The sequence below is a fragment of the Pseudomonas sp. UTLPPB19802 genome (genome assembly GCF_059730225.1).
This window is the reverse complement of the sequence record NZ_AP048545.1, coordinates 3382119-3394450: the sequence shown is the minus strand read 5'-3', so window position 1 is coordinate 3394450 and position 12332 is coordinate 3382119. Positions and strand designations below refer to the sequence as shown.

At 64.2% G+C, this 12332-nt stretch carries 13 protein-coding genes; 11 read left to right on the top strand and 2 right to left on the bottom strand.

Features of this window, described 5'->3' with window-relative positions; genetic code table 11:
* Positions 1–9 precede the first annotated feature (9 nt).
* The 4 genes from AC6I6U_RS15255 (at position 10) to AC6I6U_RS15240 (ending at position 4147) form a co-directional block, all read left to right on the top strand.
* Complete coding sequence (locus tag AC6I6U_RS15255) at positions 10–414, top strand: DUF6124 family protein (RefSeq protein ID WP_497882730.1); 405 nt, start codon at positions 10–12, stop codon at positions 412–414.
* A 136-nt stretch (positions 415–550) separates the two neighbouring features.
* On the top strand, positions 551–682 hold the full coding sequence (locus AC6I6U_RS15250; RefSeq protein WP_497882729.1) for a hypothetical protein: 132 nt from the start codon (positions 551–553) through the stop codon (positions 680–682).
* Between the two features lie 95 nt (positions 683–777).
* Positions 778–2244 (top strand): MFS transporter, encoded by a 1467-nt coding sequence (locus tag AC6I6U_RS15245; protein ID WP_497882728.1) that lies wholly within the window; start codon positions 778–780, stop codon positions 2242–2244.
* Between the two features lie 49 nt (positions 2245–2293).
* A complete protein-coding gene (locus AC6I6U_RS15240; protein WP_497883035.1) occupies positions 2294–4147 on the top strand; it encodes an ABC transporter ATP-binding protein in 1854 nt (617 codons plus the stop codon).
* Positions 4148–4211: 64 nt separating this feature from the next.
* Here the strand turns inward: AC6I6U_RS15240 and AC6I6U_RS15235 are convergent, their stop codons facing one another.
* Positions 4212–4982: an SDR family NAD(P)-dependent oxidoreductase gene (locus AC6I6U_RS15235; RefSeq protein WP_497882727.1), complete on the bottom strand. Its 771-nt coding sequence runs from the start codon at positions 4980–4982 to the stop codon at positions 4212–4214.
* A 79-nt stretch (positions 4983–5061) separates the two neighbouring features.
* A complete protein-coding gene (locus tag AC6I6U_RS15230) occupies positions 5062–5895 on the bottom strand; it encodes a transporter substrate-binding domain-containing protein (protein WP_497882726.1) in 834 nt (277 codons plus the stop codon).
* A 283-nt stretch (positions 5896–6178) separates the two neighbouring features.
* On the opposite strand from AC6I6U_RS15230, the gene AC6I6U_RS15225 reads away from it, so the two are divergent.
* From AC6I6U_RS15225 to AC6I6U_RS15195, 7 genes are all read left to right on the top strand, one after another.
* Complete coding sequence (locus AC6I6U_RS15225) at positions 6179–6421, top strand: hypothetical protein (RefSeq protein ID WP_497882725.1); 243 nt, start codon at positions 6179–6181, stop codon at positions 6419–6421.
* Positions 6422–6476: 55 nt separating this feature from the next.
* Complete coding sequence (locus tag AC6I6U_RS15220) at positions 6477–7298, top strand: amino acid ABC transporter ATP-binding protein (RefSeq protein ID WP_497882724.1); 822 nt, start codon at positions 6477–6479, stop codon at positions 7296–7298.
* Positions 7299–7308: 10 nt separating this feature from the next.
* Positions 7309–7980, top strand: coding sequence for an amino acid ABC transporter permease (locus AC6I6U_RS15215; protein ID WP_497882723.1), 672 nt, complete (start codon positions 7309–7311; stop codon positions 7978–7980).
* A gap of 10 nt (positions 7981–7990) precedes the next feature.
* Complete coding sequence (locus tag AC6I6U_RS15210) at positions 7991–8656, top strand: amino acid ABC transporter permease (RefSeq protein ID WP_497882722.1); 666 nt, start codon at positions 7991–7993, stop codon at positions 8654–8656.
* A gap of 43 nt (positions 8657–8699) precedes the next feature.
* Positions 8700–9575 carry a 4-hydroxy-tetrahydrodipicolinate synthase gene (dapA, locus tag AC6I6U_RS15205; protein WP_497882721.1) on the top strand — a complete coding sequence of 292 codons (876 nt, stop codon included), beginning with the start codon at positions 8700–8702 and terminating at the stop codon, positions 9573–9575.
* A 101-nt stretch (positions 9576–9676) separates the two neighbouring features.
* Entirely contained in the window at positions 9677–11158 is a 1482-nt protein-coding gene (locus tag AC6I6U_RS15200) for an aldehyde dehydrogenase family protein (RefSeq protein ID WP_497882720.1), read from the top strand.
* 9 nt (positions 11159–11167) lie between these two features.
* On the top strand, positions 11168–12196 hold the full coding sequence (locus AC6I6U_RS15195) for a proline racemase family protein (protein WP_497882719.1): 1029 nt from the start codon (positions 11168–11170) through the stop codon (positions 12194–12196).
* The last annotated feature ends 136 nt before the right edge of the window (positions 12197–12332 follow it).

Sequence of the window (12332 nt, the reverse complement as noted above, 5' to 3'; positions counted from 1 at the left end):
GTTTTACTCGTGACCAAGAAAATCACGCCCGACCCACCACCCTGCCGTACATCCAGCCTGTCTGAAAAAGGCGACTATTTACGCCGCGTCCTGCGTAACGCCCTGGACCAGATCAACTCAGACCCACCTGCGCCGCTGCTGCTTGATACCCTCGTGACCACCGCTTTTGATCCCGCCACCACTAACGCCACTCAGGCGCCGTTGTTTGTCGTTCAGCCGGGCATTACTGCCCAGGTGGCACTGGCTCATGTCTCGGATCTGTTGAAAATCGCTGAACTGAATGGAGATGAGATTGGGCCGCGCCTGGGTGGTGTGGAGCGCGATCTGTTCATCGGTTTGATGCACTCGCTGGAGCTGTCGCGAGCAGTGGTGGATTCGCTGTTGGCGGGAGCGGATGCTAGGCCCTCGATCTAAAGCTGCCGTTCATTCAATACGCCCAAGGAAGCAGTCTCATCGAGGCTGCTTCCTTGGGCGCCCCCAGTGGACGCCCATTAGCCGGCCCCGAATCAAGGTCAAAAGCCTTGAAGGGGTCGAACTACGGAGCGAGCCGTTGGAGGGCTACGATACCGATATCTGGCTGCTGACGCGCCCGGATAACCTGTCGCTACGCTCGGTGCAGATTCTGTTCGATGAGATGGCTAATTTGCTTAGGGGAATGATCGAGATCAGCAGCGCCCCGTAGGCACTGGGTCAACCGCACCCAACAGAATTTTGAACTCCTGCCCCCGCACAAAACTCCATCGCTAAGAGAAACACCGTCAGCGAACAGGAGTGACCATGACAACCCAGACCCTGGAAAGCACGGCAGGCGCTTCAGCGGACGAGCGCTGCTACAGCACGGATATCCCCGCCCGCCTCGACCGCCTGCCGTGGACCCGCTTTCATACCCTGCTGGTGCTGGCGCTGGGCATCACCTGGTTGCTCGACGGCCTCGAAGTGACTCTCGCCGGGGCCGTGTCCGGGGCGCTCAAGGACAGCCTGCACATGAGCAATACCGAGATCGGCGTGGCGGGGGCGACCTATATCGCCGGCGCGGTGCTCGGCGCCTTGTTCTTCGGCTGGCTGACCGACCGCCTGGGCCGGCGCAAGTTGTTTTTCATCACCCTGTTCCTGTACATCGCCGCCACCGCAGCGACGGCCTTCTCGTGGAACCTGTGGAGCTTCCTGTTGTTCCGCTTCCTTACCGGCGCCGGGATCGGCGGCGAATACACGGCAATCAACTCGACCATCCAGGAGTTCACCCCGGCCCGTTATCGCGGCTGGGTCGACCTGACCATCAACGGCACCTTCTGGATCGGCGCCGCCTTGGGCGCCGCGGGCTCGGTGATCCTGCTCGATCCCGACGTGGCCGGCAACGAACTGGGCTGGCGGCTGTGCTTCGGCATTGGCGCGGCACTCGGCTTGATCATCATGCTGATGCGCCTGTGGGTTCCGGAAAGCCCGCGCTGGTTGATGATTCACAACCAGCCGGAGGAAGCCGAACGCATCGTTGCCGGGATCGAACGCCATTACCACGAGCGCGGCATCGAGGTGCCGCCCGTGGAAGAGCCGCCCCTGCGCCTGCATGCCCGTGACCACACGCCGCTGCGGGAGGTGTTCCACAGCCTGTTCGTCGACCACCGCCGCCGGGCGTTCGTCGGCCTGACCCTGCTGACCGCCCAGGCGTTTTTCTACAACGCGATCTTCTTCACCTATGCGCTGGTGCTCACCGACTTCTACGACGTGCCTTCCGCCCACGTCGGCTGGTACCTGCTGCCCTTCGCCCTCGGCAATTTCTGCGGGCCGTTGCTGCTCGGCCGGCTGTTCGACGTGGTCGGCCGGCGCATCATGATCAGCAGCACCTACCTGATTTCCGGCGTGCTGCTGTGTGTCAGCGGCTATCTGTTCCAGCAGCAGATGATCGACGTCACCCAACAGACCATCGCCTGGGTGGTGATTTTCTTCTTCGCCTCGGCGGCGGCCAGCTCGGCCTACCTCACGGTGGCCGAAACCTTCCCCCTGGAAATCCGCGCCCTGGCCATCGCCGTGTTCTATGCGTTCGGCACCGGCCTGGGTGGCCTGGTCGGCCCGACCCTGTTCGGCGCCCTGATCGAAACCGGCGAACGCACCAACGTGCTGTACGGCTACCTGATCGGTGCGGCGCTGATGATCATCGCGGCAGTGGTCCAGGCGCTGTGGGGCGTGGCCGCCGAGCGCCGTTCACTGGAGCATGTGGCCAGGCCGCTGTCGTTGGTGAGTGATTGAAGCGAGGGGTATGGCAGAATCTCTTTTACCTGACGACTAGGAGATGACTGTGCTGCGAACCTTCGAACGATGGCTCGACCCCTTCCCGCCCGACGAGGTGCCACCACCGCCCATGGGCCTGCTGCGGTTCCTGTGGGCGTGTACTCGCGGCGCCCGCGGCTACATCCTGGCACTGGCGCTGTTCAGCGCCGGCGTATCGATCTACGAAGCCTGGCTGTTTTCCTTTCTCGGGCAAGTGGTGGACCTGCTCTCCCACTGGAAGGCCAGCGATGGCGTGAGCGCCGAGGAAAGCCGCGTGCTGTGGGGCATCGGCATCGTGCTGCTGACCAGCATCGGGCTGGTGGCGCTGCGAACCATGCTGCAACACCAGGTGTTGGCGATCAATCTGCCGCTGCGGCTGCGCTGGGACTTCCACCGGCTGATGCTGCGGCAAAGCCTGTCGTTCTTTTCCGATGAGTTCTCCGGCCGGGTCACCACCAAGGTGATGCAGACCGCCCTCGCCGTGCGCGAGGTGCTGTTCACCCTGATCGAGATCGCCCCCGGTATCGGCGTGTATTTCATCGCGATCATTGCCCTGGCCGGCGGCTTTGCCCTGAAGCTGATGCTGCCGTTCGTGGCCTGGATCGCCCTGTTCGGGCTGGCCATGGTGTATTTTGTGCCGCGCCTGGGGCAGGTCGGCCAGGAACAGGCCAATGCGCGTTCGTCGATGACCGGCCGGGTGTCGGACGCCTACACCAACATCACCACGGTGAAGCTGTTCTCCCACTCCAAGCGTGAGGCGCAATTCGCCCGCGCGGCCATGGAAGACTTCAAGGACACCGGCTTTCGCCAGATGCGCCTGGTCAGCCAGTTCGAGATCGTCAACCAGGCGCTGGTGGTCGGCCTGATCCTCGGCGCCGGCGGCTATGCCCTGTGGCTGTGGCACCAGGGCGAGATCGGTACCGGTGCCGTGGCGGCGATCACCGCCATGGCCCTGCGGGTCAACGGCATGTCGCACTGGATCATGTGGCAGATGACCTCGCTGTTCGAAAACATCGGTACCGTGCAGGACGGCATGGCCACCCTGACCCAGGGACCCAAGGTGCAGGATGCGCCGAACGCCGGCGAGCTGGTGACCACGGGCGGCGCGGTGACCTTCGACAACGTCAGCTTCAACTACAACGGCGAGCGCCAGGTGCTCGATGGCCTGAGCCTGCAGATCCGTGCGGGGGAAAAGATCGGCCTGGTCGGTCGCTCCGGTGCGGGCAAGTCGACGCTGATCAACCTGCTGTTGCGTTTCTACGACGTCGACAAGGGCGAGATTCGCATCGATGGGCAGAACATTGCCCAGGTCAGCCAGGACAGCCTGCGCAGCGCCATCGGCATGGTCACCCAGGACACCTCGCTGCTGCACCGCTCGATCCGCGACAACATCGCCTACGGCCGGCCCGACGCCACTGAGGTGCAGATCCGCGACGCCGCGACGAACGCCCAGGCCGACGGGTTCATCAGCCAACTGAGCGACCGCCAGGGCCATACCGGCTATGACACCCTGGTCGGTGAGCGCGGTATCAAGCTGTCGGGCGGCCAGCGCCAACGCATCGCCATCGCCCGGGTAATGCTCAAGAACGCGCCGATCCTGCTGCTCGACGAAGCCACCAGTGCGCTGGACTCGGAAGTCGAAGTCGCGATCCAGGAAAGCCTCGATGAAATGATGCAGGGCAAGACCGTGATCGCCATCGCCCACCGGCTGTCGACCATCGCGGCGATGGATCGGCTGATCGTCATGGACGATGGGCGCATCATCGAACAGGGTACCCACAGCGAGTTGCTGGAGAAAAACGGCACCTACGCCCGGCTCTGGCAGCACCAGAGTGGTGGATTCCTCGGCGAGGACCTGGGGGTGGTGGAGACTGTGGAGTAACCGCAATGAGCGCCCCGCAAGCCTGGCACAGAAGGTGTCGGTCTGCGGGGACGGCAACGCTTTCCTAGCGAATGTAGCTGCCGCCATTGACGTCCAGCGTCGCGCCATTGAGCGAGGCCTGGGACGGCCGCAGGGTGAAGGCGACCAGTTCGGCGATTTCCGCCGGGCTGGCCATGCGCCCCACCGGAATGTCGGCCACGGCGGCGGCTTCGCCATGCTGGGCGATGAACTGCTCGGCCATGTCCGTGCGTACCCACCCCGGCGCAATCGCCACGGCCACGACACCCTCGCCGCCGACGCTGCGCGCCAGGGATTTGGTGAGGTTGATCAACGCCGCCTTGCTGGAACCGTAGGGCAACGCCTCGGCAGCATAACCGCGCTGGGCCGCGCGGCTGGCGATATTGATGATGCGTCCGCCACCGTGGGCACGGAAATGCCTGACCGCTTCACGGCACAGGTCGGCAGCAGCGAAGAAATTCACCTGGAACTCACGGCGCCAGGCAGCGCGCCATTGCGAAGCCGGGGCATCCAGGGGAATCTCGGTGCGAATACCGGCGTTGTTGACCAGGCCATGGATGCGTCCGCCACTGCGTTCCAGTGCGGCCTGCCACAATTGGTCCGGCCCGGTTTCCTCGCTCAGGTCACCCTGGACGATCCAGCCGTGGCCACCGATGCGCTCCAGCAGGCGCTGCGCACCCTGGGCGTCACGGCTGTAGTGAATCAACGGCCGGGCGCCTTCGGCCGCCAGTTGCTCGACGATCGCCGCCCCGATCCCCCCCGAGGCACCGGTTACCAGAATGGTCTGCCCGGCCAGGGGGCGCTTGAAGTCACTCATCTGTGCTCTGCTCCTTGTGTTGAGACTCACTGATACCGCCTGCCCCGCAGAAGCAGGCGGCCTGTTCACTTGCCCGGCACTACTTCGCGGCATTGGCCTCGATCGACGCCTTGTCGACCAGCTGCTGGATATCACCCGTGTCGCGTTTCTGCCGAAGGTAGATGTTCAGCACTTCCAGGTCCGCCGGCGAGATGTCACGCCGGACACCGAACGACACACCCTGCTTGGCCAGCGCCGGCTTGGGCAGGATCTCGCGGGTCCAGCCGGGGTTGGCCAGGGCGAACAGGTGGTTGGTGTCGCTGGCATCGACCAGCACGTCGGCCCGCTTGGACATCACCGCCAGGCGCGCCTCATCCATGCCCGGCAGGCGCATGATCTTGCCGTTGCGGATCACCGAGGATATCGCCTTGTCCTGGGCGGTGCCCGACATCACCGCGAAGGTCAGCTCGGGCTTGTCCAAGGCCGAGAGATCGTCCTTCACCTCGGCGAGCCTGGGGTTGTCCTTGTTCACCAGCAACGAGACCTGGTAGTCGGTCGCGGGTACGGTGAAGGCCACCGCCAGGGCCCGCTCCGGTGTCTGGTTGAGGGCCATGGCCAGGTCCCACTTGCTGCTCTGCAGCCCGGCCACCAGGTTATCCCAGTTGGTGTCGACGAAGGACACCTTGACCTTCAGGACCTTCTCGCCGAAGTCGCGGCACAGGTCGACGAAGTAACCGCTGTAGTCGCCGGTCTTGGCATCGCGCATCACATAGGGCGCCGCCACGGCGGCCCCACAGCGCAACACCCCGGCCTTTTGAACGTCCTGCCATAGCGAAGTGTCGGCGGCCTGGGCAGCCGACTGCGCCAGCAGGGCAGCGCACAAGCCGGCACCGACCAGGAAAGCCTTGAGGGAGGACGAGCGGGAAAGAACCATTTTTGAACCTCACTGATAGTCATTGTTTTTGGCAGAAAGGTAAGACATCGAGCTGCATGCTGTTTTGTGTGCATGTTTGTATTCACAATAAAAACTACCAAGGAAGCTGTCAACAGTCCCGAAATCTCCCTCCCTGCAAAAAATCTTCACGGCGTGTTGACAGCTCCGGCGATATCGAAATAGCCTGAATGCATTGCTGTGCACAACACAGCATCCAAAAAAACAGACACGTTTCTTTGCTTGCTCTTCTGTCTACAAAAACAAATCACTGGAGAGATTCAAAATGGCACGGTTCCTTTCCCGCAAGACATCCCGCCACGCTGGTGGTGGCGTTGTCGGCCTTGCTGCAGCCTGGGCACTGCTGGCACAGCCCTACGCTCAAGCCGAAACCCAAACCGGGCAAAACGTGCACCAGGCCGTGGCCTTCTCGGTACCGGCCCAGCTCGATACCCACCTGAGCCAGCGTCGCCAGGCGCTGGTGGAAAAGGCTTGCGCCGAGATCCTCGCGGGCGGAAAAGCCCAGTAACTCCAGCTGACATGCCGGGGGCCCGGCTCAGGGCAGCCCCGCGGAGACGACGGTAATGAACATCCCTCATTTGGTGGCTACCCAGCCACAGGCTTCGCTCACCCCGAATTCGCCACAGGGTGGCGATTTCATCCAACTGCATGACGTGCGCAAGGCCTATGGCGAGCAGTTGGTGGTGATGGACCGGATGAACCTGGACATGCGCGCCGACGATCGCCTGGTGATCATCGGCCCGTCCGGCAGTGGCAAGAGCTCGCTGTTGCGCGTGCTGATGGGCCTGGAGGGCATCCAGGGCGGCAGCATCGAGTTCCAGGGCAAGCCCTACATCGATGGCAGCCGCAAGCTGGGCAAGCCGCTGGACGAAACACTGCACAAGCAGATCGGCATGGTGTTCCAGCACTACACCCTGTTCCCGCACCTGTCGGTGCTGGGCAACCTGATCCTCGCGCCGGTCAAGGTGCATGGCCTGGGCAAGGCCGAGGCGACCGAGAGGGCCCGCGCCTACCTCGCCCGGCTGGGCCTGGAAAGCAAGCTGCACGCCTACCCCAGCCAGCTCTCCGGCGGCCAGAAACAACGCGTGGCCATCGCCCGGGCGCTGATGCTCGAACCCAAGCTGATGCTCTTCGACGAGGTCACTTCGGCCCTGGACCCGGAGATGGTCATCGAGGTGCAGAACGTGATGATGCAACTGGCCGAACAGAAGATGGCGATGATCATCGTCACCCACGACATGCACTTCGCCCGCAGCATCGCCACCCGCGTGGTGTTCTGCGCCAACGGCAAGGTGGTCGAGCAGGGACATCCGGACCAGCTGTTCACCAGCCCCCGCGAGCCGCGTACCCGCGAATTCCTGGAAAAAGTCCTGCACCTGGATTGAGGCCGTGGCGATGAACTATCAATTCGATTTTCACTTCCTGAGCGGCAGCCTGCCGGCGCTGCTCGATGGCCTCAAGGTCACGCTGGAACTGGCCCTGGTGTCCAACCTGATCGGCCTGACCTGCGGCTTTCTGTTGTGCCTGATGACCCTGAGCCGCTGGTTCTTCATTCGTTGGCCGGCGCAGTTGTTCATCGAGTTTTTCCGCTGCACCCCGGCGCTGCTGCAGATCGTCTGGTTCTTCTACTGCGTGCCGATGCTGTTCAACGTGTTCATCGACCCGATCGCCATGGGCTTCCTGGCCCTGGGCCTGAACCTCACCGCATTCAACGCCGAAGCCTATCGCGCCGGGGTCCAGGCGGTACCGCGCGAACACCTGGACGCCTGCGTGGCCCTGGGCCTGCGGCCCTGGCAGCGAACCCTGTACGTGATCCTGCCGCAGTCGCTGCGCAGCGCCCTGCCGGTACTGATCACCAATGGCATCGGCACCCTGCAACAGAGCGCGCTGGTGGCGATCGTCGCCGTCGCCGACCTGATGTACGTGGGCAAGAGCCTGGCCACCGAGGCCTATCGCCCACTGGAAACCTACACCCTGATCGCCCTCATCTACTTCGCCTTGTCGCTGCCGATCGCGCAGCTGGTGCAGTGGTTCGAGCGGCGCCAGGACCTGGCCGGCCAGCGTTGAGGAGACAGCCATGCCACTCGATTTCTCGGTTGTTCTGAACTATTGGCCGGTGCTGCTCAAGGGCCTGGCCCTGACCCTGGCCTTCACCGGCATCTGCGCCCTGCTCGGCAGCCTGTTCGGTTTCGTGGTCAGCCTGCTGCGCCAGGTCAAGACGCCCCTGGTGCGCCTGCCGCTGACCCTGTACGTGGAGTTCTTCCGCGGTACGCCGCTGCTGATCCAGCTGTTCTGGGTGTTCTTCTGCTTCCCGGTGGTGTTCCACCTGGACATCCCGCCGTACGTGTCGGTGCTGATCGCGTTGACCCTGTACATGGCGGCGATCACCAGCGAGACCTTCCGCGGCGCACTGAAGTCCATCGCCAGCGAGCAGCACGACGCCTGCACCGCCCTGGGCCTGACCTCCAGGGTCAAGGTGCTCTACGTGATCTTCCCCCAGGCCCTGCTGCGCGCCGTACCGCCGCTACTGTCGAACGTGGTCAGCCTGTTCAAGGAGAGCGCGCTGATTTCCTCGGTCGGGGTCGCCGACCTGATGTTCGTCGGCCAGAACATCTCCAACAGCACCGCGCGCCCGGTCGAGTTCCTGTCGGCGGTCGCGGTCATCTACTTCCTCGTCGCCTTCCCGCTGACCCGTCTGGTTGGCGTGGTCGAAGGGCGCCTGTTGCGCCGCTACGCCTACTGAAACCCAACCGATTGAAGCTTACCCACCCAAGGAGAGAACCCACATGAAACTCAATGGCATCCTGCCTGCCCTGGTCACCCCATTCGACGCCAACGGCAAAGTCGATCACGACACCCTGGCCTCGATCCTCGAACACCAACTGGCCGCTGGCGTCAGTGGTTTCGTGCCGCTGGGTTCGACCGGCGAATACTACGCCCTGGCCAACGACGAACGCCGGCAGATCCTCGCCACCGTCAAGGAAGTGGTCGGTGACCGCGGCACCCTGATCGCCGGTGCCAACGGCTCGTGCACCCGCGAGGTGCTGGAGCAGATCAGGCAGACTGTCGACGCCGGCTACACCAACCTGCTGATCGCCCCGCCGTACTACGCCCTGCCGTCCCAGGAAGAACTGCTGGCCCACTACAAGACCATTCTCGAGACCTTCCCCGAGATCAACGTGGTGCTGTACAACTACCCGATCCGCACCAACGTCGAAGTCGGCCTGGACGTGATCGCCGAACTGCACCAGCACCCGCGCGTCATCGCCATCAAGGAAAGCAGCGGCAACCTGCTGCGGGCGATCGAGATCGGCGAGAAGTACAAGGGCATCCAACTGTCCTGCGGTTCCGACGACCAGGCCCTGGACTTCTACCTGTGGGGCGCCGACAGCTGGATCTGCGGCCCGGCCAACATCTTCCCGGAGAAGGTCGTGGCGTTCCACAAGGCCTTCACCAGCGGCGATATCCGTGGCGCCCAGCAGGTCATGCGCAGCCTGTTCCCGGCCATGGCCAACCTGGAAAGCGGCAAGTTCGTGCAGAAGGTCAAGTACGGTGCCGAACTGGCCGGCTTCAAGGTCGGTAATGCGCGCGCCCCGCTGCTGCCGCTGACCGACGAGGAAAAAGCCGAGTTCCGCAAGGTCTTCGAGGCTTCGCAGCGGTAATCCAGCGGCCAACCTGCTGGCACGCCTTCCGGGCGGCTGGCAGGTGATGAATCAATCAGGGTCCCGACCCTGCGCACACCCGTGCTACCAGGAGCATCTGCATGAACCGCTACGATCAGTTCTATATCAATGGCCAGTGGGTCAGCCCAATCAAGGGCGGCAGCTTCAATTCCCATGACCCGAGCGACGAAAGCCTGATCGCCACCGTGGCGTCCGGCTCCGCTGAAGACGTCGACGTCGCGGTCAAGGCCGCCCGCGCCGCCTTTGACGAAGGCCCGTGGCCACGCCTGAGTGGCGCCGAGCGCGGCGCCTACCTGCGCAAGATCGCCGATGGCATCCGTGCCCGCCAGGAAGAGCTGGCAACGATTGAAGTGCGCGACAACGGCAAGCCGTTCCCCGAAGCGATGTGGGACATCGGGGATACCGCCGGCTGCTTCGACTTCTACGCCAACCTGGCCGAAGAACTCGACGCCCAGCGCGAAAAACCCGTGACCCTGGCCGATGACCGCTTCAGCTCGCTGGCCCGCAAGGAGCCGATCGGGGTCGCCGGTGCCATCGTGCCCTGGAACTTCCCAATGCTGATGGCTTCGTGGAAGATCGCCCCGGCGCTGGCCGCCGGTTGCAGCATCATCCTCAAGCCGGCCGAGCAAACTTCGCTGACCGCCCTGGAGCTGGCGCGTATCGCCGATGAGGCCGGCCTGCCGGCCGGCGTGCTGAACATCGTCACCGGCCCGGGTTCCACCGTCGGCGCGGCGATCACCGCGCACCCCGGCGTCGACAAGCTGGCCTTCACCGGCAGTGTGCCGGTGGGCAGCCGGATCATGCAGGCGGCCGCCCAGGACATCAAGAACGTGACCCTGGAGCTGGGCGGCAAGTCGCCCTTCGTGATTTTCGCCGACAGCGACATCGAGCAGGCGGTCGAGTGGATCATGTTCGGGATATTCTGGAACAAGGGCGAAGTCTGCTCGGCCACCTCGCGGGTGCTGGTGGAGCGTTCGGCCTACGAACCGCTGCTGGCCCGCCTGGCCGAGGAAACCCGCAAGATCAAGATCGGCAACGGCATGGAAGACGGTGCGCTGCTCGGCCCGCTGGTCAACAAGAGCCAATACGACGGCACCCTGCAGGCCATCTCCCGCGGCCTGGAGGAAGGCGCTCGCCTGGTCTGCGGCGGCGAACGTCCGGCGCACCTGGACAAGGGCTTCTACCTGCAACCGACGGTGTTCGCCGACGTACCGGAAGACAGCTGGATCTGGAACGAGGAAATCTTCGGCCCCGTGGTCTGCATTCGCCCGTTCGACAGCGAGGAAGAAGCGGTAAAATCAGCCAACAACTCGCGCTTCGGCCTGGGTGCCGCAGTGATGTCCAGGGATCTGGAGCGGTGCGACCGCGTGGCGCGCAAGTTCCGCGCCGGCATCGTCTGGATCAACTGCTCACAGCCCACCTTCACCGAAGCGCCGTGGGGCGGCTACAAACAAAGCGGGATCGGCCGCGAGCTGGGTGAATGGGGCCTGAACAACTACCTTGAAACCAAGCAGATCACCCGCTACGACAGCCAGCAGCCCTGGGGCTGGTACATCAAGTGAGGTAACACCATGCGCTGGAAACAGACCCTGCAACTGGCCGAAGTGCACTGCGAGGGCGAAATCGGCAAGGTCATCACCGGCGGCGTGCTGGGCATACCCGGCGCCACCATGCTGGACAAGATGAACCATATCAACGAGGTCGATGACAGCCTGCGTCGGCTGGTCACGATGGAACCACGCGGCTGCCTGCAGATGTCGGTGAACCTGCTGCTGCCGCCGACCCGGCCCGAGGCCCATGCCGGCTTCATCGTGCTGCAGGCCGACAAGGCGCACCCGATGTCGGGCAGCAACTGCATCTGCGTGGTCACCGCCCTGCTCGAACTGGGCATGGTGCCGATGCAGGAGCCGGAAACCACGGTGGTGCTCGACACCCCCGCCGGGCTGGTCACCGCCCGCGCCCAGTGCGCGGACGGGCGCTGCCTGAGCGTGTCGCTGGACATGGTGCCGTCGTTCGTCGAACACCTGGACCTGGCCATCGAGACCGAGGCGTTCGGCACGCTCCACATCGATGTCGCCTTTGGGGGCGTGTACTACGCCCTGATCGATGTGGAACAGACCGGGCTGTCCATCGCTCCGCAGAATGCCCGTGCCCTGGCGGACGCCGGCGTGGCGTTGAAAGACGTGATCAATCGGCAACTGAACATCCAGCACCCGCTGCTGCCGACGGTGAATGAGGTTGCCTATGTGATGTTCCGCAACCGGCTGGATGAGCGCACCTACCAGACCTGCACCACCCTGCCCCCCGGGCGGGTGGACCGTTCGCCCTGCGGCACCGGCAGCTCCGCCAACCTGGCGACGCTGGCGGCCCGCGGCCTGGTGAATCCGGGGGACCACCTGGTGTCGCGCTCGACCATTGGCGGGCAGTTCCAGGTGGCATTGCTCGGCCATACCGAGGTGGCCGGCCGCCCCGCAGTGCTCCCGCGGGTCACCGGACGGGCCTGGCTCTACGGCCTGCAGCAGATGGGCGTGGACCCGGACGATCCGCTGAGCGCCGGCTTCATGCTCAGCGATACCTGGGGCGCCGGCCTGGGCCAGTAACCCATCGCGGACGATGCCCGGTTCCGGCCCAGGCATCGCCCGCGATGTCTCCTGGAAAGCTCGACCCATGGATGGGTAACGATTGACGTAGCAGCCGTCTTCCTCCCATGCTGCGGGTCGCACAGTTGGCAATCGA

Excerpts from the sequence above, each read along its gene's own strand:
- AC6I6U_RS15220 (WP_497882724.1), top strand. The coding sequence starts at position 6,477 with ATGAACATCCCTCATTTGGTGGCTACCCAGCCACAGGCTTCGCTCACC.
- AC6I6U_RS15210 (WP_497882722.1), top strand. The coding sequence starts at position 7,991 with ATGCCACTCGATTTCTCGGTTGTTCTGAACTATTGGCCGGTGCTGCTC.
- AC6I6U_RS15225 (WP_497882725.1), top strand. The coding sequence starts at position 6,179 with ATGGCACGGTTCCTTTCCCGCAAGACATCCCGCCACGCTGGTGGTGGC.
- AC6I6U_RS15235 (WP_497882727.1), bottom strand. The coding sequence starts at position 4,982 with ATGAGTGACTTCAAGCGCCCCCTGGCCGGGCAGACCATTCTGGTAACC.
- AC6I6U_RS15230 (WP_497882726.1), bottom strand. The coding sequence starts at position 5,895 with ATGGTTCTTTCCCGCTCGTCCTCCCTCAAGGCTTTCCTGGTCGGTGCC.
- AC6I6U_RS15215 (WP_497882723.1), top strand. The coding sequence starts at position 7,309 with ATGAACTATCAATTCGATTTTCACTTCCTGAGCGGCAGCCTGCCGGCG.
- AC6I6U_RS15245 (WP_497882728.1), top strand. The coding sequence starts at position 778 with ATGACAACCCAGACCCTGGAAAGCACGGCAGGCGCTTCAGCGGACGAG.
- dapA (WP_497882721.1), top strand. The coding sequence starts at position 8,700 with ATGAAACTCAATGGCATCCTGCCTGCCCTGGTCACCCCATTCGACGCC.
- AC6I6U_RS15200 (WP_497882720.1), top strand. The coding sequence starts at position 9,677 with ATGAACCGCTACGATCAGTTCTATATCAATGGCCAGTGGGTCAGCCCA.
- AC6I6U_RS15195 (WP_497882719.1), top strand. The coding sequence starts at position 11,168 with ATGCGCTGGAAACAGACCCTGCAACTGGCCGAAGTGCACTGCGAGGGC.